27 protein-coding genes are annotated in these 26,585 nt (G+C 49.0%); 13 read left to right on the forward strand and 14 right to left on the reverse strand.

All coding sequences use genetic code 11. The features are described 5' to 3' along the window. Together glnL and glnG are read left to right on the forward strand one after the other, a co-directional pair. On the forward strand, positions 1-654 hold a 654-nt coding region (glnL, locus tag ACLR2L_RS08980; protein WP_413367549.1), incomplete at its 5' end, for a nitrogen regulation protein NR(II). Positions 655-656: 2 nt separating this feature from the next. Beyond that, positions 657-2,069 (forward strand): nitrogen regulation protein NR(I), encoded by a 1,413-nt coding sequence (gene glnG / locus ACLR2L_RS08985; RefSeq protein ID WP_413367551.1) that lies wholly within the window; start codon positions 657-659, stop codon positions 2,067-2,069. A 60-nt stretch (positions 2,070-2,129) separates the two neighbouring features. Here glnG and ACLR2L_RS08990 read toward each other — a convergent pair whose 3' ends face one another. Then, positions 2,130-3,287, reverse strand: a complete 1,158-nt coding sequence (locus tag ACLR2L_RS08990) for an HD domain-containing phosphohydrolase (RefSeq protein ID WP_140959218.1) — start codon at positions 3,285-3,287, stop codon at positions 2,130-2,132. Between the two features lie 232 nt (positions 3,288-3,519). On the opposite strand from ACLR2L_RS08990, the gene ACLR2L_RS08995 reads away from it, so the two are divergent. The 4 genes from ACLR2L_RS08995 to ACLR2L_RS09010 all read left to right on the forward strand — a co-directional run bounded on the left by ACLR2L_RS08995 (position 3,520) and on the right by ACLR2L_RS09010 (position 7,102). Further along, a complete protein-coding gene (locus tag ACLR2L_RS08995; RefSeq protein ID WP_140959220.1) occupies positions 3,520-4,245 on the forward strand; it encodes a 1-acylglycerol-3-phosphate O-acyltransferase in 726 nt (241 codons plus the stop codon). Between the two features lie 32 nt (positions 4,246-4,277). Further along, a complete protein-coding gene (gene rraB / locus ACLR2L_RS09000; RefSeq protein WP_140959222.1) occupies positions 4,278-4,673 on the forward strand; it encodes a ribonuclease E inhibitor RraB in 396 nt (131 codons plus the stop codon). Between the two features lie 161 nt (positions 4,674-4,834). Then, positions 4,835-6,046 (forward strand): YjgN family protein, encoded by a 1,212-nt coding sequence (locus ACLR2L_RS09005; RefSeq protein ID WP_413367554.1) that lies wholly within the window; start codon positions 4,835-4,837, stop codon positions 6,044-6,046. Between the two features lie 9 nt (positions 6,047-6,055). Further along, positions 6,056-7,102: a M48 family metallopeptidase gene (locus tag ACLR2L_RS09010; RefSeq protein ID WP_413367556.1), complete on the forward strand. Its 1,047-nt coding sequence runs from the start codon at positions 6,056-6,058 to the stop codon at positions 7,100-7,102. Between the two features lie 57 nt (positions 7,103-7,159). On the opposite strand, the gene ACLR2L_RS09015 is transcribed toward ACLR2L_RS09010, so the two are convergent. Continuing rightward, the gene (locus ACLR2L_RS09015) at positions 7,160-8,353 is read right to left on the reverse strand and encodes an FAD-dependent oxidoreductase (RefSeq protein ID WP_413367558.1); all 1,194 of its coding nucleotides are present in this window, start codon (positions 8,351-8,353) and stop codon (positions 7,160-7,162) included. Between the two features lie 245 nt (positions 8,354-8,598). Continuing rightward, on the reverse strand, positions 8,599-9,330 hold the full coding sequence (gene bla, locus ACLR2L_RS09020; protein WP_413367560.1) for a subclass B1 metallo-beta-lactamase: 732 nt from the start codon (positions 9,328-9,330) through the stop codon (positions 8,599-8,601). Positions 9,331-9,419: 89 nt separating this feature from the next. Between bla and ACLR2L_RS09025 the strand changes: the two genes are divergently transcribed. Next, positions 9,420-10,118 (forward strand): choice-of-anchor H family protein, encoded by a 699-nt coding sequence (locus tag ACLR2L_RS09025; RefSeq protein WP_413367562.1) that lies wholly within the window; start codon positions 9,420-9,422, stop codon positions 10,116-10,118. Positions 10,119-10,186: 68 nt separating this feature from the next. On the opposite strand, the gene ACLR2L_RS09030 is transcribed toward ACLR2L_RS09025, so the two are convergent. After that, entirely contained in the window at positions 10,187-12,118 is a 1,932-nt protein-coding gene (locus tag ACLR2L_RS09030) for a PHB depolymerase family esterase (RefSeq protein WP_413367564.1), read from the reverse strand. Positions 12,119-12,378: 260 nt separating this feature from the next. On the opposite strand from ACLR2L_RS09030, the gene ACLR2L_RS09035 reads away from it, so the two are divergent. Both ACLR2L_RS09035 and ACLR2L_RS09040 read left to right on the forward strand, forming a co-directional pair. Beyond that, a complete protein-coding gene (locus tag ACLR2L_RS09035; protein WP_413367566.1) occupies positions 12,379-13,644 on the forward strand; it encodes a sensor histidine kinase in 1,266 nt (421 codons plus the stop codon). Continuing rightward, positions 13,625-14,260: a response regulator transcription factor gene (locus ACLR2L_RS09040; protein WP_413367568.1), complete on the forward strand. Its 636-nt coding sequence runs from the start codon at positions 13,625-13,627 to the stop codon at positions 14,258-14,260. Before ACLR2L_RS09035 ends, ACLR2L_RS09040 begins: the two co-directional genes overlap by 20 nt. Before the next feature lie 53 nt (positions 14,261-14,313). On the opposite strand, the gene ACLR2L_RS09045 is transcribed toward ACLR2L_RS09040, so the two are convergent. After that, complete coding sequence (locus ACLR2L_RS09045) at positions 14,314-16,461, reverse strand: TonB-dependent siderophore receptor (protein ID WP_413367570.1); 2,148 nt, start codon at positions 16,459-16,461, stop codon at positions 14,314-14,316. A gap of 245 nt (positions 16,462-16,706) precedes the next feature. On the opposite strand from ACLR2L_RS09045, the gene ACLR2L_RS09050 reads away from it, so the two are divergent. Genes ACLR2L_RS09050 through ACLR2L_RS09060 form a run of 3 tightly spaced genes read left to right on the forward strand, consistent with a single transcriptional unit; the run spans position 16,707 to position 18,876 of the window. Next, on the forward strand, positions 16,707-16,967 hold the full coding sequence (locus tag ACLR2L_RS09050; RefSeq protein WP_413367572.1) for a hypothetical protein: 261 nt from the start codon (positions 16,707-16,709) through the stop codon (positions 16,965-16,967). Further along, entirely contained in the window at positions 16,967-17,266 is a 300-nt protein-coding gene (locus tag ACLR2L_RS09055) for a hypothetical protein (RefSeq protein ID WP_413367574.1), read from the forward strand. The genes ACLR2L_RS09050 and ACLR2L_RS09055 overlap by 1 nt, the downstream gene beginning before the upstream one ends. Continuing rightward, on the forward strand, positions 17,263-18,876 hold the full coding sequence (locus ACLR2L_RS09060) for a PepSY-associated TM helix domain-containing protein (RefSeq protein ID WP_413367576.1): 1,614 nt from the start codon (positions 17,263-17,265) through the stop codon (positions 18,874-18,876). Before ACLR2L_RS09055 ends, ACLR2L_RS09060 begins: the two co-directional genes overlap by 4 nt. A gap of 123 nt (positions 18,877-18,999) precedes the next feature. Here ACLR2L_RS09060 and ACLR2L_RS09065 read toward each other — a convergent pair whose 3' ends face one another. From ACLR2L_RS09065 to ACLR2L_RS09100, 8 genes are all read right to left on the reverse strand, one after another. Continuing rightward, positions 19,000-19,509: a M23 family metallopeptidase gene (locus tag ACLR2L_RS09065; RefSeq protein WP_413367578.1), complete on the reverse strand. Its 510-nt coding sequence runs from the start codon at positions 19,507-19,509 to the stop codon at positions 19,000-19,002. A 26-nt stretch (positions 19,510-19,535) separates the two neighbouring features. Continuing rightward, a complete protein-coding gene (locus ACLR2L_RS09070) occupies positions 19,536-20,375 on the reverse strand; it encodes a tetratricopeptide repeat protein (RefSeq protein WP_413367580.1) in 840 nt (279 codons plus the stop codon). 1 nt (position 20,376) lies between these two features. Next, positions 20,377-21,594, reverse strand: coding sequence for an AAA family ATPase (locus ACLR2L_RS09075; RefSeq protein WP_413367582.1), 1,218 nt, complete (start codon positions 21,592-21,594; stop codon positions 20,377-20,379). Between the two features lie 150 nt (positions 21,595-21,744). Continuing rightward, entirely contained in the window at positions 21,745-22,062 is a 318-nt protein-coding gene (locus ACLR2L_RS09080; RefSeq protein ID WP_413367584.1) for a S26 family signal peptidase, read from the reverse strand. Next, on the reverse strand, positions 22,062-22,559 hold the full coding sequence (sodN, locus tag ACLR2L_RS09085) for a superoxide dismutase, Ni (protein ID WP_413367586.1): 498 nt from the start codon (positions 22,557-22,559) through the stop codon (positions 22,062-22,064). The genes ACLR2L_RS09080 and sodN overlap by 1 nt, the downstream gene beginning before the upstream one ends. Positions 22,560-22,563: 4 nt before the next feature. Then, positions 22,564-22,773 (reverse strand): hypothetical protein, encoded by a 210-nt coding sequence (locus ACLR2L_RS09090; RefSeq protein WP_413367588.1) that lies wholly within the window; start codon positions 22,771-22,773, stop codon positions 22,564-22,566. Positions 22,774-22,791: 18 nt separating this feature from the next. Then, a complete protein-coding gene (locus ACLR2L_RS09095) occupies positions 22,792-23,262 on the reverse strand; it encodes a hypothetical protein (RefSeq protein ID WP_413367590.1) in 471 nt (156 codons plus the stop codon). A gap of 27 nt (positions 23,263-23,289) precedes the next feature. Beyond that, the gene (locus ACLR2L_RS09100; protein ID WP_413367592.1) at positions 23,290-23,655 is read right to left on the reverse strand and encodes a hypothetical protein; all 366 of its coding nucleotides are present in this window, start codon (positions 23,653-23,655) and stop codon (positions 23,290-23,292) included. Between the two features lie 97 nt (positions 23,656-23,752). On the opposite strand from ACLR2L_RS09100, the gene ACLR2L_RS09105 reads away from it, so the two are divergent. Further along, on the forward strand, positions 23,753-25,378 hold the full coding sequence (locus ACLR2L_RS09105) for an alpha/beta hydrolase-fold protein (protein WP_413367594.1): 1,626 nt from the start codon (positions 23,753-23,755) through the stop codon (positions 25,376-25,378). Between the two features lie 118 nt (positions 25,379-25,496). Here the strand turns inward: ACLR2L_RS09105 and azu are convergent, their stop codons facing one another. After that, positions 25,497-25,940, reverse strand: coding sequence for an azurin (gene azu / locus ACLR2L_RS09110; RefSeq protein WP_140959240.1), 444 nt, complete (start codon positions 25,938-25,940; stop codon positions 25,497-25,499). Between the last annotated feature and the right edge of the window lie 645 nt (positions 25,941-26,585).

The raw sequence follows: 26,585 nt of genomic DNA on the forward strand, positions 1-26,585 counted from the left end.
CACGAGATTAAAAATCCGCTTGGCGGTATTCGCGGTGCAGCGCAGTTACTTGAAAAGGCCCTCTCGTCCCCCGACGAAAAAGAATTTACTCAGCTTATTATTGAGCAGTCCGACCGCTTGCGTAATCTGGTTGACCGCTTATTAGGCCCCAATTCTCTGCCCCGTTTAGAGTGGTGTAACCTGCATCGCCCGCTGGAAAAAATCCGCAGTTTAATGAAAGCCGATACCAGCCAGGCTATTGCGATTTCGCGCGACTACGATCCCAGTATTCCCGACATAAAAGTGGATCCGGATATGTTGCAACAGGCTGTACTGAATATTGTGCGTAACGCCGTGCAGGCGCTGCGCGACTCTAAAACACCCAATCCCCATATTCGACTGGTTACCCGCATTGAGCGTCAGTTAACCATACATGGGCAGCGTCACTCGCTGGCAGCACAAATCAAAGTGATCGACAACGGCCCGGGTATTCCCGCAGATATACGCGACACCCTCTTTTACCCGTTGGTCACCAGCAAAGAGACAGGTTCTGGATTGGGCTTATCTATTGCACAAACACTGATTAATCACCACGATGGCAAGATCGAAGTCGACAGCCGTCCTGGTCACACTGAATTTATTATATCTTTACCGATCGACAGGAAGGAGTCGTAATCATGAATACTGAATCTGTATGGATTGTTGATGACGATAGCTCTATTCGATGGGTGTTACAAAAAGCATTGCAGGCAGCCAATATTGACTGCTGTTGTTTCGAGAACCCCCAGGATTTATTGTTACAACTGGAATCCGGCCAGTATCCTGAAGTCGTTATTTCAGACATACGTATGCCACAAATGGACGGCATGACGCTGTTAAAAGAAGTACATCAAATAGCGCCAATGATCCCGGTGATCATTATGACAGCGCATTCGGATCTGGACAGCGCAGTAAATGCTTACCAGAGCGGTGCATTTGAATATCTGCCCAAACCCTTTGATATTGATGAAGCGGTGACTCTGACAGAACGCGCACTAATCCACGCGCGCGAGCAGTCCCGCACCAGACAGGCACCACAAGCCGAATCCGCCACCGAAATCATCGGTGAGGCCCCTGCGATGCAGGAAGTGTTTCGCGCTATTGGGCGGTTATCACGTTCTTCCATCAGTGTGCTAATTAACGGTCAGTCTGGTACTGGTAAAGAGCTGGTAGCGCATGCGTTACACCGCCATAGCCCGCGAGCAGCCAACCCGTTTATTGCGCTGAATATGGCTGCGATACCTGCCGATTTGGTGGAATCCGAATTGTTTGGTCATGAGAAAGGCGCCTTCACTGGTGCACAGGCCGCCCGTCAGGGCAGGTTTGAACAGGCCAATGGTGGAACGCTGTTCCTTGACGAAATTGGTGATATGCCACTGGATGTACAAACGCGATTACTTCGTGTGTTGGCTGACGGTCAGTTTTATCGCGTGGGCGGACATCAGTCGGTAACCGTCGATGTACGTATTATTGCGGCAACCCACCAAAACCTGGAAAAGCGCGTTGCAGATGGAAAATTCCGTGAGGATTTATTTCACCGCTTAAACGTAATTCGCATTCATATTCCGTCGCTGAATGAGCGTCGGGAAGATATACCACTACTGGCACGACACTTTTTACGCCGGGCATCTAAAGAGCTTGAAGTGGAATGCAAAATACTCAGCAAAGAAACAGAAAAGGTCATGAGCCAATTACCCTGGCCAGGTAACGTAAGGCAGTTAGAAAACGTATGTCGCTGGTTAACCGTTATGGCTTCTGGCCAGGAAGTATTGCCCGCAGACCTGCCACCGGAAATTCACAGTGGTGGTGTCATCGAAAAAGGCACATCGCAAAGCGGTGACTGGACCGATTTACTGGCCACCTTTGTGGATCGTCAGTTGAAGGAAGGTCAACACAACATCCTGAATGACGCCATGCTAACCTTCGAACGCATAATGCTGGAACGCGCGCTGTATCACACTCACGGCCACAAACAGGAAGCCGCAAAACGGCTGGGTTGGGGCAGAAATACCCTCACCCGCAAGTTGAAAGAACTGGGCGTAGATGCGTAAACATTAAAATGCAAAAGAGGAAGCCTGGCTTCCTCTTTTAGATCTGACAGCACATATTGACTATCGGGTAAGTACTTTCGCCATTGCCCGGTTAAAGTACTGCAACCAGGTATGGCTGAATTTGCCATCGGCCTGACGATTTAACTCAATAACGGCCATTTTCTTGGATATCGGTTGTTTGTCGGCTCTGGCTCGGGAATGGGTCATCGCATCAAAGGTATCCAGAATGGCAAGCAATTTTGCCCCATCACAGATATCATCTTCTTTCAAACCTAATGGATACCCTGAACCGTCTGCCCGCTCGTGATGCTGCATGACAATTTTGCGCGCCATGTCCCATTGATCGAGGTGTTCCAATAAGCGCGAACTCTTGTACACGTGAGAACGCATAAGATTAAACTCGTTGTCGGTATACGGATCGTTTTTATGCAGCAGTTTTAACGGCATAAACGCCATACCAAAATCGTGAACATAACAGGCTACCGCAAGCTGATCTTCTTCAATTGGGTTGCCCGCTACATCGTTCACATACAACGCCAGTTTAGCAATGCGATCTCCCCTGCCCGCCCAGTAATTTGAACGGTGCTCAATGGTTTGCATCATTTCGCGGAAGAACAGGATGTCCATGCGCTTCTCTGCGCTGAGATCTTTCGGGATCCCAGTTTTCCCCAGTGTCGGCTTTTGTGGCGCAGGTGAAGCAACATTATCTGCGGGCTTTTCGCTAATGTCATTGCCTGTAACAGGTTGATCAAGTTCCGGATTCAGCAGTAAAACCGCCTCTCCTAAAAGCTTATCATGCTGATTTTTGTTGTCTGGCGTGATTCGCTTGATTGCCATAATCAGCTGTTGGTATAACACATCGTCGTATTGTGCTTCACCACTGGCAATAACACTTTCTACAAATTGCTTTACCCTATCCATAGTGAGCAATACTAAATCGCTCATGATACTGGTGTAGTTAACCTGCCCCTTGCGAAGGAAGTCCAGCAAATCTTCAACGTGCTGAAGCAAAGGAATGATGGGCGAGAAATTTACCAGCCCCAGATCCCCTTTAATGGTATGCACAGAGCGAAACAATGCGCGCTGCAGTTCGTTGTCTTCCGGCTTTAATTCAAGTTCGATCAAAGTTTGTTCGCTGGCTTCGTACAGCTCATGGATCTCTTCAATCAAGTCGGACAGGATTTCCGGTTCAAGCTCTTCAGGTATAAACGTTTGCATGGTAATACAACTCACTAAGCCATTCGCGCCACATAATCACCAGACTGGCGCTTATTGGCTCATCAGCATTACGAAATAGCGCGATAGCCGCTACAATAGATACTCCTTTCAAGCATAGCACGAGTCATCAATAACAACAGTGGCATTTTGTGGCGATTCTCGCGACTGATCGGAGATGATGTTCAAGCCTAAGCCGTTATAATCCTGCGCAAATTTTCCAAAAGGTATTTAAGTGTTAGCTATTATTCGGGCCTTGTTGTTGGTTGTAGCCTTTTTATTGATTAATATCGTCGTGCTTTTGCGATGTGTTATTCGCCCTTTTCATCGCGACAATGTGTATTTTGCAGGCCAGTGGTATAGCAAGATGTCCCGTATTCTGGGGCTCAAAGTGATTATTCGCTATCCCGATAATCTGGACACCGACAAATCCTACGTGATGATTGCCAATCACCAGAATAGCTACGACATCATCACCATTTGCAAAGCCGCTGTGCCCGGCGTAGTTACCATCGGTAAGAAAAGTCTTAAGTGGATCCCCATTTTTGGCCAGATTTACTGGTTAAGCGGTAATATTCTGATCGACCGCAAAAATACCTCAAAAGCCATGGACACCCTGAGTCTTACTGCTAAAAAAATTACCGAAAAAAATCTCTCGATCTGGTTTTTTCCAGAAGGTACCCGTTCAAATGGTCGGGGCATTTTGCCGTTCAAAGTAGGCGCGTTCCGGTTGGCCCGCGGCACCGATACCCCCATGATGCTGGTAACGGCCAGCGACCTGCACAATAAGATTCGCTGGAATCGCTGGAATAACGGGGTAGTGCTGGTTGATGTTGAGGCACCAGAACAGCTGGATGATTCCCGTTCCCCCAAGGGCTGGATGGCTCATTATCACGAGCGAATGGAAAAAAAATTCAAAGAGTTAAATGCTGAAGTCGCCGAAATGGAAAAATCACGATAAAATAAACTTATACGTGAGAAGGCGGAAGCACTATGACACAATTTGACGAACGCGAAGAATGGTACGAATTTAATCAGGAAACCATTGAGGCGCTAATCAGCGACGGCAGCGAAGCCGACGCTAAATACACCATTGAACACCACATGGCGTGCAATAACTTTGACCGTTTGGAAAAAGCGGCAGTAGATGCATTTAAAGCGGGCTTTGAAGTGACTGATGCTGAAGAAGTCTACTTAGATGACGGCGGTACGGTTTTCTGTTTCGATGTTATCGCGGAGCGTTTTTTAAAGCGCGAAGAGCTCGATGCCGATATTGATGCGCTATTAAAAATTGCCGACAAACACCAGGTTCATTACGACGGCTGGGGCACCTATTACATTGGTGAAGACGCCGAAGAAATAAGCGATGAAATGGGCGAAGAAGAATAGCCCTTCCGATCAGGCCTGTATCACAGGCCTGTTGCATTCATCTAAAAAAACAGTTACAAAATAACGGTTAACATAAACAACAACCCCGGATGCCTCTCTCAGATTGAGTTTGCGTTCAGGTCACTTTCGTCATGACGACGATTACTCAGACAGGAGGTCACGTGGATACCACTCCCGATTATTCAGCTTATTCTTACCAGGAATTATGTGATGCACGCGCAACGCTTGACGAAGCCTTGTATCCCGAACGAGCAAAACAACTCGACGAACTGATAGCCAGTCACGCGGAACACATCTCAGAAGAATCATCACAAGTACTTGATAAGGAAAGCACGTTTTTACGTAAATCCCCGGTGAATTTTCACGGTTCTGCAAAAGAATTCTTTTCCATTTGGATTGTAAATCTACTGCTCTCCATTGTTACGCTTGGCATTTATTCAGCCTGGGCCAAAGTGCGCACCAATCGCTATCTTTACGGTAACCTGGAAATCGACGGACACCGTTTTTCTTATCTGGCAGAACCGTTGCAAATTTTGAAAGGCCGTATTATCAGCGCCATCTTACTGGTGGGCTATATTCTTGCCATATCCACCAGCCCAATTGTTGCCGTTGTAATGGCACTGGCTGTTGCCATATTGTCGCCCTGGTTAATTTGCAAGGGCATGCAGTTCGGCATGAAAATGACCAGCTACCGCAATGTGCGTTTTGGCTTTACCGGCCGCTATGGCGAAGCCTTTCTGGTGTTTTTACTCTTCCCGTTTTTAACCGTGTTTACGCTGTATCTTGCCATGCCATGGGCGCTCAAAAAGATGGATGAATTCATTCTTAATAACACCACTTATGGCGACAAGGCATTTAGTACAGAATTGAGTGGCGGTACGTATTTTGTTGCAGGTCTGGCAGCAGGTGTAGTCTCAATCATTACCTTTATAGTTGGCATAAGCCTTATTGGCGCGACTGCAGTATTTGCCGGGGCGAAAGAATCCGCTGAACAGGCAGGCAGCATTTCGGTAATGCTGGGTGTGTTCATTCTGTATTTCCTGGTATTTACGTTAGCGAGCGCCATTTACTCGGGCATGATCCGCAATCACATGTATGCGCAAACGCGTCTGGCCAATGTAGCAACGTTTGAGTCAAACGTTACCGTGGGTGGCTTTCTAGTGCTTAAAATTACCAACATGCTGGCATTGGTTTTCAGCCTTGGCCTGGCACTTCCGTGGGTGAAGACGCGCACGCTAAGCTACCTGGCCGGGCATACACAGGTGAATGTACTGGATGGTATTGATTCTGTGGTGGCGTCTAACGAGCAAATCGGCACGGCAACAGCTGAAGAAGTCGCCAGTGCTTTCGACCTCGATGTATCACTGGGTTAAGTACCCTTTATGATCTACACAGGCAAGCTTTACTCAGCCGGTTCAACTGTGCATCAACTGGTTGAACTGGTGTTGGACGACGCGTTTTTCACGCTGCACGCCATTCCGGAACGCACAGTTCTTGGCGTGCATACCCGTGAGGCGATTCGTACTAACAGCCGTGTAGGCAACCTGCCAAGAGAAGTCGCGCTGGGCAATGGCGACATGTTGTCGATTCACGCCGACGACACGTTACATCGCTGGTTCGACACCAAAGCAGGTGGCAAACACAGTCAACGTAACTGGTCATTGTCATCGTTAGAAAACAGTGCCAAATGGGCCATTGCCAGTGTGGTGTTAGCCCCGTTGATGCTGGTTGGTATCTTTAAATATGTTATCCCTGCCATGGCAATATCCTTTGCGTCTTACGTGCCATACTCGTTAAAGGACGTGGCTTCCCGCCATACTTTAGCAGCACTCGATCGCACTATTTTAAATCCTACTAAGCTGGACGAAGATGTTCAGCAACGCTTAACTCAACGCTTCGAATCCGTATTTAATGCGCTTCACCTGGATCACCCGGATTTTAACACGCAATTCAGATACACAGACGAAATGGGGGCAAACGCCTTTGCGCTGCCTAATGGAACCATCGTATTTACCGATCAATTGGTTGCGCTGGTGAACAACAACGAAGAGCAGCTCTCTGCTATTTTGTTGCACGAAATTGGACATGTAAACGAACAACATTCCATGCGTCTGATAGCAGAAACCATTGCTACCACTGTGGTAATCACCTATTTCTTCGGTGACGTGAGTGGCGTATTCGAAACCTTTATGGGTGCAAGTAATACCCTGATCAACAATCAGTTTTCTCAGAAGCTGGAAACTGAGGCCGACGATTTTGCGCTTAAACATGCCAATGCAGCAGGCCTGACCCCAGAGGACTTTGCCAATGCCCTGGAGTCGTTGGCTAGTGCCTCCCCGGAAGAAAGCGACATCAATAAGTTATTGAGTTCGCATCCCATGTTAAAAGAACGGATTGAAAAAGCGCGCGCCGCACAATCGTCTGAGTAGGTAACAAGCCCTGCTATTCCTGGAGCCAATCCGCCTAATCCCTATTGGAGCAGTTGCCTAAACAGAACGCATCGATTGCATAATGTCAGCAATTGCATTCACGGCAGCAATAGACTCTGCCGGATCAAGATTCGCCTGAGGATTATTAAAGTCACCTTCTGCACCCGCTTGCACGAGAATGCCGTCGCGACGCGGATAAAACGACGTGTGTTTGTCGAAATACTGGATACCGTATTGCAATCCCGGTTGAGGGATCAGTTTGCAGGTTTGTCCTCGTACGGGTGTGATTGTGTCGTCGTTTAACAGTGCCTTAGCGCCATACCCGGTGCAGTTCACAATAACAGACTCATCAAAGTGCTTAAAATCGTCCTGTTGTCTGAGTTCACGATGCACAATCACGCCGCCATTGCGGGCAAACACATCGAGTAAATACTGTGAATAGGCGCTGATATTAAACATGAGCAACGGAAATTGACGAACATAGGGCGTGGCAAACGGATTGAGTTCTGTAGGTACATTGCGTGCTTTCGGCGTGAGGTCGTTAAGCAATTCATGTTGATAAGCCGGATAAGGCGGCTCGCCCGGGATATTATGCCCGCCCTTTTCGCTAAATGGCTTGTCTGCCATGCGAAACATCGTGGTCCACTCAACCGGGTGTCCGGGCAGCCCCAGTAAGGTTTGAAAACGCAGATAAGAGAGGCGCGCCATCCATTGCCAGGTTTGCGCATACCCGCTGGCATGTTCCAGCGTAACAATCCGTGAATCTGGTGACCAAATTCCCGTTGCATAACTGGAGCGCACATAGGGCGGCCGCTCTTTGGCATAAATGGTAACCTGATACCCCGCGCGCTGGCAGGCGATAGCAGTGGTAAGTCCAATAGCGCCGCAGCCCACCACCGCCACAGGGGTATTCGCTTCTGCCTGAATCTGCTTTTCTGCCAGTGCAGCTGCGCCCCACGACAGCGACCATCCACTCCCGCCGTGACCGTAGTTGTGTATAACGGTTTTGTTTCCCATCACTTCCACATCGGTGCGAGGCCCCATTGCCCGAAATGGCCGGGTGCACACATTCATAGCAACAATGCGATCACTGCGCGCTTCTACTTTTTCGAGTGGCGGCAAACTCAAGGGCAGTTCAATGGGTGATAGAGGAGGATGATAAACGGTGGCGGGCTGACGACCAGCACAACCCAACAATGACCCGGCGAGACCTGCGCCTACGGCCTGTTTAATAAAGTGTCTGCGTTGCATAAATACTCCAAAGAAATACGGGTCCTGAAGCACTAAAACAACACATATCTCCAAAAGCAGTTAACGGAGAAAGATGTAAACAATATTACCCATGCTCACACCTATTTGATTACAGGCAGAAAGCGCGGCATGAGTTGGTTGATCTTATTATTGTGCCAGCTTATCGGCCCTGTCCGGCGTGCACAATGTTACTGGTCGTAAGAATTGATTATTCTGTGAACCAACAGCCATTTTTCCTGCGCAACTTACTGGTTAAGAATGTCAGCAGCCGCTTGCTGCGCCATACGCTGTGTTTTCCTGATCATTTCAACCGAGCCTGTCTCGCCGTGCCCGGGCACAACGGTATCAATATCGCGATACCTGTCCAATACACGTTGAGCTGACGCCCCCCACTGGACTACATCGCCTTCAGCTGTGTACCCCATGGAGTTGGTTTCCATTGCGCGTATAAAGCAGCCGCCGAACAACACATGCTGTTTGGGCAGCCACACGACGATATTGTCCAGCGTATGTCCTGGCCCCGGATAAAACACTTCGATAGTGTCAGTTAAAACCGTATCTGATTCGGTAAACATATGCGTTGCAGGCTGTTCACCCTTTTCTTGCAAAAATTCATTGGTAAGTGCGTGTGCCCAGGTGGGGATGTGTTGTTGGTTAAATACATCCAGGTTGCCGCCAGCGTCGTCGTGAGAGTGCGTAGCAATAACACCTGCCAGGCTCAGTGAGCGCTGCTCAAGCCACTTCTGGATAACGCCAATATCATCGCGATCCCAAGGCGTGTCTACCAGATAAGCTTCCGCACCGTTTACCACAATTAACCCATTGCCGGTTACGGCGCCATAACCTTCAACCTGACGGGATGACTGATGTAAAAATACGGTGTCATTAATGGCCGTAATGGTGAGATTTTCCGCATAACTAAGCAATGGGAACAGACTAATCAGCCCTGTCAGAACCAACGTTAACAATGCTTTCATACATCTTTCCTTAAGTTTCACTTCAGTTTTTGTTCATCTTACTCTGCGCACACTACAGGTGTAGATAAAAAGACCCAGAGGGATACACCATGAGAATCCAGTCACAGATTAAAGCAATATTGGCCTCACTCGCACTGTCGTTGAGCGTATCTGCTGTAACGTATGCCGACACGCCAACCGTTAACGTAAAAGAGCAGTTTAATCAGCCCGACTTACAGACCGCTCTTGCCGGCACGCCAAAACACAAACAACAGGCAGACCTAAGCAGTCTGTCGGGTAAAACTGGTGAAATGCTGCGCACCACCGATCACATAGATTTTTGGTTCTACGATGCCTGGATAACGTTATTTGGTGACCGCGATTACGACGGCTATTTTTCTGGCTTCAGTCTGGAGTTTGATGCCGATACGGCTTACTACCAAGCACCCGTCTATGCCATTGTATATCTGGGAAAAAACGACTATTACGAGCCCTTTCATGTAACGTCGGTTTTCACCTTGTATGGCGAAAGCAGTGATGACTCTGTGTTGCTGGAAAGCGATCTGGTAACCGGATACCCAACGGGCGATTACGACATTCTAATTGAATTAATTGATGCCGCCACTGAAAAACATGTCGCGACGATTGATGCCTACACCGATGCAGACTTATCTTACCAAAGCCTGGAAAGTGCAGACTTTGATCAACCCTACACCTCCGAAGTAGTGGTGGAGTATCACGCTGGCAGCTGGGGAATATTTGGGTTACTGGCATTGGCCGGGTTAGTAGTGATACGCCGCATAAAGTAGCGCACTCCCGTCCTCTTTTGCAGACAACAGGCCGGTTACCGGCCTGTTTAATTTTACGCTATTTCACATTACGGACAGCTACCTACATACCAGTTGTTTCCATCACTGGAATGCAGCGTACTATTGCCCCAGGTAGAACCGCTGAGCGGCGCATTGGTACCCGTAGCGAAATAATCTGGGGTCCAGTAGTTGCCGGTGCTGTAAGCACGCCCCGCCACTTTGTGATAATAATTCGCGGTAGTGTATACTGCACAGGTATTGCCTCCCGTACCACCACCAGTACCGCCGTCATCACCGCCAGAGCCGCCATCGCCTCCGGTGCTGCCACCACCGGAACACGCCTGCACAGGACCTGTACATGATGCATCGTTATCCTGCCATTGGCACATCTGGTTGCTGTTACTCACCTCGTTTAATTTAAACGCTGCCGTGCTGTACTCCAGATAGCAATTGGCGTAATTGGTATAGTCCAGGCGACCTGCATTGATGTGATCGGTTAGTGTGGCCGTTACACCTGCATCCACAGTAACCGTAACCGATACTGAGGACGACAGGCCAGCAGTATCGGAGGCAGTAACTGTAATCGTTTGTTCTCCGCCCGGCTGTTCACAGGCTTGCGCACTGAAACTCACGCCATTAACCGTTGCACTCACATTCCCGGTGGCAAACCCTACCAATACTGTGCTCAGGTCTTCGTTTTCATCAAACACTTCGCCACTTACCGTTACACATTGCGCAGCAACATCCGACACAACATTCGCTAATTCTGGTGCAGTGGGTGGCGGTGGTGGCCCCACTCTTGCCGTTACCGACACAGCATTGGATACCGCGCCCGCATCATCTGTTGCCGAAACGGTGATCACGTATAACGCATCAGGCAGACTCGCTGTTACTGCCGCAAAATCGCCGTTTTGCTGCGTAGTTGTGGTGTACTGATAGCTGTTTTGCGCATTGTCTTGCACCAGGATTTCAACGGCATCCACGCTACCGTCATTATCGACAGCATTGCCGGTAATGTTGAGTTGCCCGCCTGCGTCCTGTGCGGTTATAGCACTAACTACCGGCGCCTGATTGCGATCCACCCGCTTGTTATTGTCGGCAAAATACTGGCCCAGATACATCGCGTAGTTGTAACCACTGCCATTTACATAAGAACCACTGGCACCAGCGCCCCCCGACCAGGCATGATCAACACCGTTTAACCACACCATGGATACCCGGCCATCCTGCCATAAAAATTCTTGCATGGTCCTGCTACCTGAACCAATCACGGTGCTTCCCGGTAGCTCCGTTACCCCGTAGGCATCCGCCATACCTTCCGCATTCTGGCGGTTGTAACACTGATCTACCGTTGTATCAGCATCGCCATGTGCAATGGATGCAATTTGGTCTGTTAGTGAACCACTATAACTACCAGCATATTGCTGACAGCGCGTGGCCACATCAGCGTACTCACAGCTCCCAATAGCACCACTTGAGCTGGTTCCAATACTGGGGCCAGCACTCACGCCCACACCGGCAAACACGTCAGGCGCAAGACAGGCAGTGGTATTGGCGAATGCGGCACCTGATGACAAGCCAGCAATGTAAACCTGGTCCGCATCGATTCCTTTGCTGGTATCTGCTGTCATCGCCGATACCAATGAAAGTAAATTGGCGTAATCGCCCGCGCTGCGTGACTTGGTTCCCTGCCAGTACGACCAACAACTGAATCCCGCTTTGTTAAGTGCATCCGGTACTGCAATCACCATACCGTAGGCCTCAGCAGCCGGTTCCAGATTTGCGGTAAGATAGGCATCAACCGATTGGGTGCATCCGTGCAACACCACTAACAATGCGCGCCCTTGTCCCACTGGCGACACCGTATCCGGGGTGTATACATGTACTTTTGTAAAATTGCCGACAGCCTGATTTGTTTGCCAGCTTCCTGCCCAGGCCTGCAGTGCGCTGCAACCCAGAATAAGTGTCCCGAACAACAATATTGATTGTAACCGTTTCATTTCACCACCCTTGTTATTTATTAATAAATGGTAAAAATATTGTTGATCTTTTGTACACTCATGGCTGTAGCACTTTCGTACTGTGAATGATTCGAATGAAGATCCATGACGTTTTGAGTGAAGCAAGGTTAAGCATTCGCCACTCACTACGACTAAAGTACCCCTGCTTTCCTGACCAAAGTACTAACTCAACTCAGCCCGCGACATGCCGCAACAGGATATAATGTTACAGTATTGTTAATTATCGAATGACTTGGGCTATGCTTGCTTCCAACAGAATCACACTGACCGTGGTTATGATTTTTACCGGCGTTTTCTCATTGCTGTCGGTGGTGATGTTTTTGCAGGCCAACGCTGATATTCAAAAAGAAGCGCGCGCTGCATTTGAGCAGGCAAAGGTGTTAGCAGACAGTGATATTCCCTACGAAACGCTCCGCTTGTTGCTTCAAAATAACAGGGACGTAGTATTACTCAATACACCCTCGCCGGCGTTTGAATCCAGCCAGACTTCCCCGTTAGTAGATTTTAATGCTTCTCTCCCCCCGCTGGAGATAACCCACCGTCAGAGTGGTAAGTCGTTTTGGATAGCGGCCAATACAGATGCAGAACTCAGCGAAATTTCAGCCACGGTTATTCAGGTACTTGGGATATTCTTTATTGCATTGGTGGTGACCTTGCTAAGCTTGCGCTATGCAGTTAACTCTCGCTTAAAACCACTGGCAAAACTGTGTGAAGGCCTGAACTCCATGACCACCGGAAAATACCAATTCAATGGTGATGCCACCGATATTGCCGAAATTCAAACCCTGATCGACCATTACAACTCTCTAACGTCAAACTTGCAGGCCAAAGAGAATCAGGTGGTGTCGTTACGCAAACGCGTAGCCGCCATACAGGAGCAGGAACGCCAGAGTCTGGCGCGCGAACTGCACGACAATCTGGGACAACTGATTACCGGTATCACCGTACAAACTTACATGTTGTCACAACAGCGGGCACATCCGGAGTATGTGGCCAAAGCCTGTGAGCAAATTCAGCAGCAATGCCGCGAAGTGCATCAGGGTATGAAAGAGGTAACGTCTCAGCTCTATCCGGTGTTTTTAACCCGGTTGGGACTGATACGATCGATTCAGCAAGCCACCCAAACCTGGCAGGACATACACAATATCAACGTGAACTGGCAGGATGAATTTCACCCATTTGAAGCCCATCCTGAGCGCGACACCCAGGTGTATCGCATTGTTCAGGAAGCGTTGAATAACATTGCCAAACATGCCCAGGCGGATCAGGTTGATATTAGCCTGACTACCGATACCCACCAGTTGCAGATCCTAATTCGCGATAACGGCAAAGGCTTTTCACCAGACACCGCGCCAGGTGGGCTTGGCCTGGAATCCATGCAGGAACGGGCAACGTTGGCTAATGGCACATTAACCATTCATTCTTCCAATACAGGCACGCATATTTCATTGAGTGTACCTGTCACTTTCAACAAGGAGCTCAACCATGCGTATATTGCTCGTTGATGATCACGCTGTGGTTCGGCAAGGCTACAGCGCGCTACTCACCATGATGTTGCCTGAAACCCAGGTGGATGAGGCTGAAAATGCCCAACAGGCGCTTAAAGTACTGGGGCAGCACACTGTTGATTTAGTGATTCTGGATATCAATCTGGAAGCGTCAAGCGGGCTCACGCTGGCAAGCAGAATGCTGCGCCGCTGGCCTGCGTTAAAGATAATTTTCTTCAGTATGTTTGACGAACCCTCGGTAGTACAACGCGCCATGCAAACGGGTGCGATGGGGTATATAAGCAAACGCAGCAGTCCTGACACCATGATAGACGCCATCAAGACGGTGCGTTCAGGCAAACGCTACATTGAACACAGCCTGGCGATCCAGCTTGCCACTCACCAAATGCAGGAAAACGAGGCGGTTTGCGATCAGTTAACACAACGGGAATTTGATGTGTTTATTGGCATTGCCAAGGGGTTGGATCGTACTCAACTTGCAGATACCCTGAATGTGTCGAGCAAGACCATTTCGAATACCCTGACCCAGCTTAAAAGCAAGTTACAGATCCACACCAATACAGAACTGGTGCATCTGGCGATTGAACAAGGCTACTTAAAAGTCGCCGTGTAATGAAAAGGGCGACATCATGCCGCCCTTGTTACCTGAAAGCTGATTAATACGGCTTAAAAATCCATTTTTATTTTCACTGCAAAGGTGCGTGGCTCACCAATGCGCATATTGCCGCCGCCATAGGAATCGCCGATTGCCCAGTACTCCTTGTCGAACAGGTTATCTACCGAGCCAATCAGCGTAAGTTCGTTGTCGGCTAGCGTAGTGGTATAGCTCACGCCGCCATATACCAGTGTATAAGAAGGCAATTCCCAGTTGTTCGCTGCGTCGAGTGCCGTTTTGCCATGGAACTTACCGCCCAGATTGACGGTTAAACCAGGCACAGCAGATACATTGTAGTTGGTTTGCAGGGTAAACTGATTCTTTGGTGCTCCCCCCACATCATTGCCCTGATTCGCCGTACTGGTTTTGTCGTACTCTGCGCTCAGGAACATGGCATCACCATATAGCGAAAGGTTGTCGGTTACGGTTAAGGCTCCGCTGAACTCCAGGCCCTGATACAACGAGATCCCGTCCTGAATCAGGTAGTTGTCGTCGGTTACCATGGTTGCGCCGCGCTCAATACGGAACAAGGCTGAACTCAATGACCAGCCCTGTCCGGCCATTTTTAATCCCAGTTCATACTGCAAGCTTTCCAGTGGCGGTAACAGCTCGTTGGCGTTGGCATACTCTTCGCCTACCGCTGAGGTTTGTCCTTCAAACGACTCGACATAACTGGCGTAATAGGTGGTATGCGCCGATGGCTTAAACATCAGGGCTAAGGTAGGCGATACAGCGGTGTCATCGTAGTTGTCGTGGTAGGACAGGAAATACTCACTGGCTTCATGTTCAATGCTGTTAGAGCGAATCCCCAGCAACAATTCCCACTCATCGGTTAATTCGATGTAATCGCTAACGAATACTGACTGCTGAGTATCTACCCAGGCTACCGGCGCATCTTTTTGCAGCGTGGCCTGATAGGCTGGCACATCACCCGGTGTATACAGGTTGCTGGTAGCATATCCGCGAGTGACTTTGCGGCCATACTGGCCTCCGTCGTTTCGATATGTGGTAGCTTCCTGGTGTGATGCGCCCACTACCACATTGTGCTTAATTCCGCCGGTGGAAAACTCACCGTTTACCATGGCCTGCACCTGATCGTAATCTACGTCGAAGTACTGCTCATAAGTTAAAATACTCAAATCACCGGCACTGTTTAGCAAGTAATTCAGGCTTTTCACCCAGCGGGTTTCGTTTTTCGACGCGTCGTAGTCGAGTTGGAACTGCCAGTTGTCGTTGATATTCCACTTCAGGCTGCTCAGCGCAATCAGGTTTTTGTATCCGTCAAATGTGCCATCTACGGCCAGATTTCGGCTACCACTCACAGTGGCGGGTAATGGCTCGGTAGCGGCCATATTAACCGAAAACCGGTTCCATGAATTCTCGATTAGGCGGTCGCTATAAATAAAATCCACTGTCCACAACAGGGAATCAGTAAGGTTAGCATCAAACGCCAGAGACACAGTTTCACGGTCGATACCGCCGTTGTCCAGATACGTGTCGCCGTTTTCTTTTACCGCATTTACACGCAAACCGTAGGCATTATTGTCCCCAAACCGAGTACTTGCGTCTACATGCGCACTCAGCACGCTGTCGCTGCGCAATCCTACGTTTGCACTTACCGCGTTATTTTTGGCGCGCTTTGTAGCGTAATTCACAATGCCACCTGGTGCAGCCATGCCATACATAAAGCCGGTAGCCCCTTTAATCAGGGTAACTTGTTCGAAGGCTTCATACGGCAACTCACCGCTGAAGCTGTTTACCGACAGGCCATTGATTTTAAAACTCTGCGTGTAATCCAATCCTAATCCGCGTACGCGAATTGTGTCACCAAACGAGCTGTATGCACTACCGTCTATCGATACCGACGCTTCGCGGCTGAACAGACTATTCAGGGTGTTTACCTGACGAATTTCCAAGTCTTCCAGCGAAATCACATCTACCGAAAATGGCGTTTCCTGAATAGCGCGTTTGCCCAGTGCGCCACCATTATTTTGCTGTTCAAATTCGGTAAGCTTGTGCCCAACTACCGAGATAACTTCAACGTTCTCAGCATCCGCTGATTCCTCCGCCAGTGCCATTGAATGACAGGTAGCCGACAGTGCTGCGCAACAAGCTAAAGCAAGTTTTCGCTTATAAAACAAAGCGTTTGGTTTATTCATGGTTTGTCCTTAGTGTGAAACGAAAAATCCGCGGGCGTTAGAGAAAAAGCAACGAGAGTTGTTATGGTTGTCCCTGCAGAACCCCGACACTACATTAAATGATAATCATTATCAATAACATTTACAGAAACTTAATTTAGCGTAGACTATGATCACATTTACAAAAATTAACCCAGATTTTCATATACAAACCTATGCAAATGAGTATGATTTGCATTAACGTTTAATAATCTAATGGATTAGGCATGGTGGTTTTTCTCGCGCTGATCTTTGAAGTTATTGGCTGTCTGTTCCTTTACGGCAGCAATAAAAATCAACGTCTGTTTGCAGCGCAACTCACGTTAACACTGCGTTATGCAGGGTATATTTTGAACTTAGCGGCATTGGTTTGCTGGCTTAACACGGTTTCCATCGCAGCGGCCATTTGTATTTGGACGCTTAGCATTATGGTGGTACTTGGCGCCCTGCCCTTTTTCTCGCTGATACACCCGGCCAGGGAGGCGTAATGGCCAGGTTATCTGAACATGAAAAAATTCAGCCACACTGGTTTACTAAATCGGTAGCCGCCACGCTACTGGGATTGTTATTTTCCTTTGCACTAATTGGCCTATTTGCCTGGTATGGGCCAGGTGGCATTCAGTCTCCCAACAAAGTGCAATTTAATATGTGGATGATAAGCCCAGTCTGGTTGCTCATCCTGTCTTTCTCCTTTTTGTTCAGGACCGGTTGGCGGGCCGTGCTTATGCTGGGTGCTGCCAATCTGGTGGCCTGGGCGGTATTCCTGTTATTGAGGTTCACTCTATGAAAATCCGTAGCGACGTACTTCGCACCTATCAGCCGGTACACTCCTGGACGGGGATCACCACCGGATTACTCCTGTTTATTGCCTTTTTCGCAGGCGCGCTTACCATGTTTAAAGCGCCGTTAACTCAATGGGCCATTCCTGCTAACCACACCCTGCCGCCGGTTTCGTTTGAGCAATACGATACATTGGTCCACAAGGCGACTTCGGAATTCGCATCTGCCGCGAATGGCTTTACATTGCACTTCGACGGCCAACAGAGCCCGATGACCTGGTATGAGCAAGGTGGCGGACGCGGTTTGCATATTCATAACCAGATGCGCCACGCTTCCCTTAACGAATCAGGCGAATTGGTTTCCGTAGCCAACAAACAGAATGTGTTGGGCGATTTAATTGACCAATTACATCGCACCGCGGGCATTCCGGGCTCACTGGGGCACGAAGATATTGGTGTGCTGATCCTTGGCGTAGCATCGGCGCTGTATTTCATCGCACTGGTATCGGGTGTGATATTTTTGCTACCTAGTCTGGTAAAAAGTTTTTTCGCGCTGCGTCAAAGCAAAGGTGCAAACCGGTTCTGGCTGGATACCCACAACCTGATAGGCATTACCAGCCTGCCGTTCCATTTACTGATAGCCTGGACAGTGGTGGTGTTTGCATTTCACGATATGTTGTATGGCGGCTTGTCGTTTATTTATGGTGACGAACCCATGTTTGAGCGCAACGGCGGCTCAAAGCAAGTGTATACACTGGCAGAGTTACCTTCGATAGACAGCTATTTTAACGCAGTAAACGCCCTGGTTGATGGCTATGAAGTAGTGAGTTTGTCTTTCGACAATTTAACCACACCGCGCGCTCAGCTTACTATTGAAGTAGCCGGTGACGGGCGTCTGCAGCGGACGGGGGATGCCGATGTGATTGCCATGCACCCTTTCACCCAGCAAGTAACCTACAGCACGCTGAGCATACCCGACAACGGCATGTATGGCCCTATTGTAAAGAGCTTTTTTGCCCTGCACTTTGGCAATTTTGCCGGCGATACCGGACGCTGGATTTACTTCCTGCTGGGTATTATGGGTGCCATTTTGTTTTACACCGGTAATCTGTTGTGGCTGGAGAAACGCCGTCAGAAACAAGCCAGACAAACCCGCTCGGTTACCTTTATGGCTAATTTGACTATTGGTGTGTGTGTGGGTTCGATACTAGGCGTTACCACTACATTGCTTGCCTCAAAATGGCTTTATCTGGCTGGCGTAGACATTAACCTTGGCTACATTAATGTGTATTACGGTGTGTTTGTTAGCAGTGTTGTTTTTGCCTTTTGGCAAGGTGCAGCTAAATCGGCCATTGTGTTGCAGGGACTCACCGCTCTGACCTGTCTTGGCATTCCCCTCACCACGTTCATTACCTGGATGACAACTGACAACTCACAGTGGCAGCCTGGCACCGATACCTTGTTTGTGGAAATACTGGCTTTGGTGTTTGCCGGGATATTCTACAAGGCAGCCTGTAAAACCAAACAGCGGGCCTACAATGGCGAAACAGATAGCATATGGTTTGTCGCTAAAGCGCCCGGAGACACGCCAAAAGAAAGGGCGGGAGCCATAACCTAAGCTTACAAAAGGGATTTAGCGCTCACAGGCATATAACATCTGCTGAAAAAGCAGGAACTGGATTAGTTTGATGTCGCCAATGTGGACCAGCGCTTATTCCACGTGGCCGCTGCGGGGTATGACCTACACTAATTTGTCGTGTGGATTTAAATAAAACATCTTCTTCCATCCCTGCGTTTCCGTTGTAAATCGCCAGGGAACAGGCAACAACGACAATATGGAATAGTGAACATGGGGCGGCTTACCCCTGGCATTGCCGGAATCGCCCAGTGAACCGATAACGCTATTGATCCCAACAATATCGCCCGGCGCTACCGCAACACTGTCTAAGTGAGAGAAATAGTGAATACGCCATTTGGGACCAAGTATCGCCACGGCCTTGCCACCATTGCCAAATAGACCGGCAAACACCACAACGCCCGATACCGATGCCGTGACGGGAGTTCCCTTTTTGCCAAAGATATCTATTCCCTTGTGAACACCAGATGCGCCCCACGGCGCATGCCAAAAGGTGTTGTGATTCCAGTCGCCAGACGTTGCCCCTTTTACCGGAATGGCAACATTTTCAGGTATCAGCATGCCAAGCGTTACAACGACAATTAGCGATATAAACGCGTATTTTTTAATTTTCATTGGCTAACATCTAATGACCCATCCATCTATTGCGGTGTAATCACGCTGAATAACCACACCATTCCCGCCAACACAACCAGCCAGCTTGTGATAGTTAACCACTTAGCCCATCGGCCAGTAAATCCTCTGGACGCCTCTTTTTGCTCGTAAAAAACACGACATTCGCGGGGTAATTGCTGCCAGAAAGCGTCGTTTTTGTCTTTCGACTTGCCCTTATATCGACAAATCATGCGATACAGCTCATTGGCATAGTCGTGATCCGCAGGGTTGCGTTTCACCAGATTCAGCATGTTGAGCACCGCGTCCTGGTACTGCTTGGTTTCTAACTGACAATACGCCAGCGAATACTGCAGGTAGTCGTTTTCTGGAGAGCGCGACAAAGCTATCGCGAAATGTTCGCCAGCCTCTTTGTAGCGTTCCAGTTTGTGGCACACCTCGCCCTTGGCCTGATGCGCTTCATAGGCATCAGGTACCAACGCCACCAATTGATTAGCGACTATTTCACCTTGTTTAAGCTCGCCATTTTGAAGGTGCATGTAGAATAATTGCAGCAGAAACTGATCGTTCTCAGGATCGAATTTTACCGCCGTTTCGGCGTGTTTGCGGGCGGGCTCAAAATGTTTCAGGCGCAACGCAACAATGGAATACAGAAAGTGAAAATAGCCCTCATCCGGCTCAAGAGACAGCGCACGCCTGATATGCCTTTCTGCATCCGGTGCATTGTCTAACCCCAGACAGGCCCGGCAAAGCAATGCATAACCATATCCGTGATCCGGGTACTCAGCTACCCACCTGCCAGCGTGTTTAAGCGCTTCGTCGAACCTGGCAATATCAAGTAAATTTTCAATTTGCTCAATAGCAACCATGTTATAGCTTCTTTGCTTTTATAAATTCGAGCAGCTCATCAAAATTGCCACTTTCGTTTGCGAACAGCGCGTAATTGCGGGCAGACTCAAACCAGCTCAGGGCACTCGCTTTGATCTCTTTGAGCGGTGCGGCAAAATCCTTGTCGTCGAGCGCTTTTACCTGCCCAAGCTCAAGACTCTTTTCCAATGCATTTTCAATTGCCGACTGGCAAATATGCGCAATGTCAGCGCCGGAATACAACTCTGTTTTATCAACCAGCTTGTCTATACTCAGCCCTGAAACTGGCGTGTTTGATAGATTCATCTCGAAAATCGCTTTTCTGGCAACCTTGTCGGGCGGGAATACTGCTACCATGCGATCAAACCGGCCGGGGCGCTTTAGCGCCTGATCGACGTCCCAGGGTAAATTGGTGGCGCCTAAAACAAACACATTTTTGTTGTTGCTCTCCACACTGTCCATTTCATTCAACAGTTGGTTTACCAGGGTTCGCATGCCTGAATTCTTCAGGTTGGTACGTTTATGTCCCAGCGCATCCAGCTCATCAAAGAACAACACACAGGGCGCATTGCGCCGCGCAGTCTGAAAAATGTCGTGCAGCTTACGTTCACTTTCGCCCACGTACATATCCAGGATATCGGCCATACCGACATTGATAAACTTAGCCCCCAACTCCCCTGCCAACGCCCGTGCAATGTAGGTTTTACCGCAACCGGGTGGTCCGTACAGCAATAAACCGCCCGACACTTTTTTGCCAAACTGCTTACTTAATTCAGGGTGTTTAAGTGGGGCAAGAAACGACAGGGTTAAGCGCTTTTTAACGGCTTCCATTCCCGCCACGTCGTTAAGATAAATGACATCATCCTGTTCATGGGTGTCGTCTGTGGGGTCGTACTCAGTGCTGTTAGTGGAAACCAGTTTTAACTTTGCACCGCGTACTCTGCTGACTTCGGGCGCGTTATTGTGTTTAACGCTGCCTGCACTTTGCAATGCCTGATACACGCCAACATCCTTGTGCCCTGCGTTTTGCATCACATCAATGAGCTTTTGCATTGCTTCGGAATCATCAGGATGATGCAACACACACTGCTGCAACAGCGCTATAGCATCATTCAAGCGTTCTTCGGCAATATACGCATCAGCCAGGTGCCTGACTAAAGCCGGTTCATTCGGCGATTTCTGTAACCCTGCTTTTAGGGTTTCAATTAAAATGCTATCCACGGGTACATCCTGTATCGCAACAAGGTTAAGATTTCAGACGAGTGTACCCTTTCTTGCACAATACCGACAATGCTGACATTGCAAACATAAACACGTAATTTCAACGCGGTGCCATGATGTTTTGCTTTTTGTACGCACCCAGAACCGCCACTAGCTAAAGCTCTGGCAAGCCGACTGGGGCGGCTTTTTGCTCCAAATCACTTTACCCGCGATATCTGCTTTACACACCGGGCCAATCTGGTTGGTTGAAATGCTCTCGGCAATATTGTCCCCGCACAAATAAAATAGTGTTCGGTTGCCGTTCACAGCCATTACGCGTTTCACAATGACCCCGTATTGCGCCGTATTAACCACAACCATATCGTTGAGGGATATTGTTTGAAATGGCAGTTTCGCCACCAGCACATAACTGTCTGGTGGCAAGGTGGGCAGCATACTCCGCCCCTGCACACGCAGTATGGATAGCACTACAGATCCGGATACAGTACAGGCATCGAGGGCGGATACGGACACGTTGCCGTTTTAGTAGCGACGCCTTTGGATTGCCAGAAATAGCCAGCAAACTGATTAACCAATTGCAGCAGCGATTCGCACTTTTGGCGGTCGATATGCTGTTTACATGCAGAACCCGCCAGCATGATGTTGTGCACCAGTGCGTGAGTATCCTCAAACACGTCAAATTGTGCAGCTTTAAAGTAATCACCCCAAATTACCCGTACCTCGGCCTTTACTTTTTCGGCATGAATTTCCTTTTCCCTTACCAGCCGGCTAAGCTGCGCCTGCTGATTCAACGACAGTGGCGTTCCGGTATCCAGCTCCAGCAGCAAGTCGGTGAGTCTGATCACGCTGAGTGCGGCCACCTGAGCCGTGATGGGATCGTAAATTTTGCACGGGATATCGCAATGTGCGCTAACGGTTGCAAAAGGCAGGCGTTTGTCGAGTTGCCGCAATATGGAATACATCATGCGCTTAAGACTCCCGGGAAGACGAACGATTAATGGCTTTGTATAACGCAAACACACAGGCCAGGCCTACCGCCGCCAGTGACAGCAAAAACAATGCATGTAACAGTGGGCTGGTCCAATGGTTGTGATCGTGTCCTTCATGCGCTAACGCCAGCGGGCTCAATAGTGTGCACATGGCCGCCAACAATAACGTGAATAGTCGTGTGTATTGCATGATTGCTCTCCTGCTTAATTAATGGGTGGTTGATTGCTGTGTCAGTGGGAACACCTGTGACACCGTTGGAGACAGAGTGCGTGATTTAGCCGGGCTGTGTTCCCCGGATTTACTGGCACCAAATGTGCCGTGTTGCTCTTCGAACAAACACAACTGGGTATAGGCAATTCGGCTTCCCCACAGCGGACCTGGCAAGCTTCCGCAGGTTTGGAGGATGTCGTGCATTTTCAGGCGCGCAGCCTGAAAGTGTTGCCAGGCAGCCCGATAAGCGCCATTGCGCTGATACAACTCGGCCAGGTTGTGGTGACTCACCAACATGGCCCCGATGGATTGACGACTGGCGGGATTAGCTTCCAGTAACACGTCACTGCGCTGGATGGCTTGCTGATAATAAAATAACGCCAGCAAGGTATGTGAACGGTCGAAACAGCGGTTTGCCCGGCAAACAGACTGCTCCCAATAACTATATGCAATCTGATAATCATTCATTTGTGTGGCCTCCATTCGATCCCGTTGCTACGCACCATAGCGCTGCAACGCAATAGGCTGACGCTGACTATCGGCTGCTTGTAATACCCTGCTCACCCGACGCTCTATTGCATGACGGTACTCAGACAGGTGCAAGGACTCATAAGCTGTGCACAAAAGCAGCGACAGCGACTTCACCTTTTCTATCATGCCTGGGTTCTGACCTTCTTCGACTTCCAGCAAGATCACTGCTATGTCGAATGCACACCCCAGATAGGCGATACACTCCCGAAATTGCCCGTCGCAAAATAGCGTGGTGCCCTGCCACTCGTCTCTGGCAAGAAAGTGCAAGGCCTCTTGTGGGTGCCCATACACCCAGTCGTTGTGTTTGGCGCATAGATAGGAAATTTGCATAACTGTGCCCTCCTTATCTTTACCTTAGTCCTCAAATATTCCAATTGCAAATGATAATTGTTATTATTTGCAAAATAAAAAATCAAAGAGTATCAACATGAGGTCGAAGGTGAAACGCGCACTACTGACACGCAGGCTGGCAATCATAATCAGCCTGCTTGCCACACAACTATTGTGGGAGGCAAAGGCAGCGGGAACAACCAACATTAACCAGCCGTTATTTTCGATCACACCGGCACAGCCTGTTTTACAGCTGTCTGTAACAAAAGGCAGTTATGTGGCGGGCGAAGCGAAATCAGAAGGTGAATTTGCGTTGTGCCTCGCTAATTCTGGCCCAGTTAGTTCAGCCTCGCACTGCGTTCGGCAACTGGTGCCCGAACAATCTGGCCGTGCCGGGTTTTACTTTGTGGCCTCTTCAGATTCGCCCTTCATAGTCAGCCAATCCAATCACCCTGTTGATATCACGCTGTTGAACGTAGTGGCACCGGAGCACCAAACTCAGGCTATGCCTGGCTTTGTCAGCCCAATGGTAGCGCGAGCATATCAGACATTACAGGCAGGACATCTTGCGGAAGCAGTATGGCGCTCACTGAGTCAAAACGGCTCACCAATTATTGAGCCCACCAGCAAACCCGGTGAAAGCCTGCTTACCTTCATTCACAAAGGCGCGCAATTCAACGCACTTATTTTTGGCGCCCCCGACAGAGACCATGGCTGGATGACAAGACTGGGTAATAGCGATATCTGGTTTAAAACTTACACGGTGCCAGACTCCACGGTACTGTCTTACCAGATTGCGCCTGATGTGCCCCAATTTGCTGGCAGCCCGTTTGAGCAGCGTGTTGCGCTCAAAGCCACGGCGCAGCGCGATCCGCTAAATCCGCGACTGACCAAACCCGCCTCAACGGATCCGCATTTTCAATTCTCTATGGTGGCGTTGCCCAACGCTCCCACTTTTGAATCTTGTGTTGACGCCTGCCCGTTGCTGGGCGATATACACCAATTCAGCTTGACCAGCGCAGGCCTTAACAACAGTCGTCTCATATCGGTTTACACCTCACCTACTAATCAGCATCCTGCGCCGCCCATTCAAGTGATCTTATTTGACGGCATGCAGTTCTCCTCAGAAGTAAATGTACTTGCATCACTTGAACGCGCAGTGCTGAATAACAGGATCCCGGCACTGGAAGTGGTGCTAGTTGATTCGCTCGACAACAGCACCCGCGCCATGGAGCTACCAGACAACCCTCAGTTTACGCAAATGCTAACTCACGAACTCCTGCCTGCCGTTGCGTCCGTTACATCGCGCAGTTTTGCAGCGTACAATCGAGTGCTGGCCGGTGCCAGCTATGGAGGCCTTGGCGCGTTTACTCATGCATTGCGCGCATCAGACTATTTTGGCAATGCCGTTGTGATGAGTGGATCATTCTGGTGGGCAGATCGGCCGGATTACCCGCAAGACAAGTACTTTATATCAGAACGGGTCATGGCTTCCCCTATGCAATCAGTACGCTATGCCATTAGTGCCGGATTGTTTGAATCCAGCCCCACCGGGCAAAAAGGCATTTTGTCTGGCAGCCGACATTTACGCGATATGCTTACCTTGAAGGGCTATGAAGTGTATTACCGTGAATACGCAGGGGGGCATGACTACACTATTTGGGAGCGGGCATTAATCGACGGGCTGATGTCGCTGTTTCCGGTTGAGTCCAACAAAGGCTGAACCAAAGAAACATGCTGAATAAACTATCGCCCGGGCTGATAAACCTGGGCGATAAGAATGTTCGTATACCGGCGTAAGCCTGAGGCTATTAACCTAGGGCTATTAATAGCGAAGGCGATTAGCCTTTTACCACGAAGCTGCCTTTCATAATGGCAAAGTGGCCCGGGAAACTGCAAAAGAAAGTGTAGTCTTCTGCGCTGGATAACTTACTCATGTCGAACGTTACCGTATCCTGCTCGCCACCGCCAATGATCTTAGTTGCTGCAATAATGGTTTTATCACCCGGTGGTAAATAGTTGTTATCGGCACCCGCTTTCAGTGCGCCGCCAACAATAGCCTGGGCATCTGCCGTGGTTGACAGCACCCAGTTGTGACCCATGTATTTCTTATCGAGCTGGCCGGTGTGTTTTAATGTTACCGTAAAGGTGTCGCAAGTTGCCGGCGCAGTTATTGCCGTCATATTAAATTGCATCATGTCATTACTTTCGATGGTAACAGCACACTCATCTGCAAACGCGACACTGCTTAACAGTGTCAGGAATATCGCCACATATTTTCTCATCTTGTCCTCCAGGAACGGCAAAATTAATGAGAAAGCCCCTCGCTTTACAGCATACATTTAATACGTATTTTGCTGTTTGGACCTGAAATGACTTTCTCCGGCTTAACTGCCTAACTATACATTGTGAGATAATGGTTATCATTAGCAGGGCCGTCGTCAAATAGTCGCTCTTGTATAGGGCTTTAGTTCTAGTTAATGATCAGTAGATAAATCACACCAGCGGCTTGCTCCATACCATTAACTTAGCCAAACCAACGACATAAACAGGATGCAGCCCACTCAATAGACGCCCCGGCGTGAAATCTGTTTAAAGTTGATAGAGCGCTTAATGAGTCGTAAGAGGCGTTACATTTTGAAGGAGAATCCAGTAAGCGAAATAGCTCACTGAGATTTTAATGGCACCAATGAGCGCAGAGTGTTCATGGGTGACCAGTATTGCGTTAGTCTGTTTCTAGACATTTTCAGACAGTCAGACCTATGACACTGGACTTCTGCTATTGGTCAAAGGACTAAACCGCTCCGCGGTAGTAGTGCCGCCCCCACCTCATTAATTATATTCTGATCTCGTTCCCCGCTTCTAAGCTGAAGGAAGGGCAATGTCGCCCTGAATTCACTCAGGAGTGAAACCATGAGTTACTTTGAAGG

Origin of the sequence: Alteromonas sp. AMM-1, from assembly GCF_047290655.1 — a bacterium.
Classification (GTDB): domain Bacteria; phylum Pseudomonadota; class Gammaproteobacteria; order Enterobacterales; family Alteromonadaceae; genus Alteromonas; species Alteromonas mangrovi.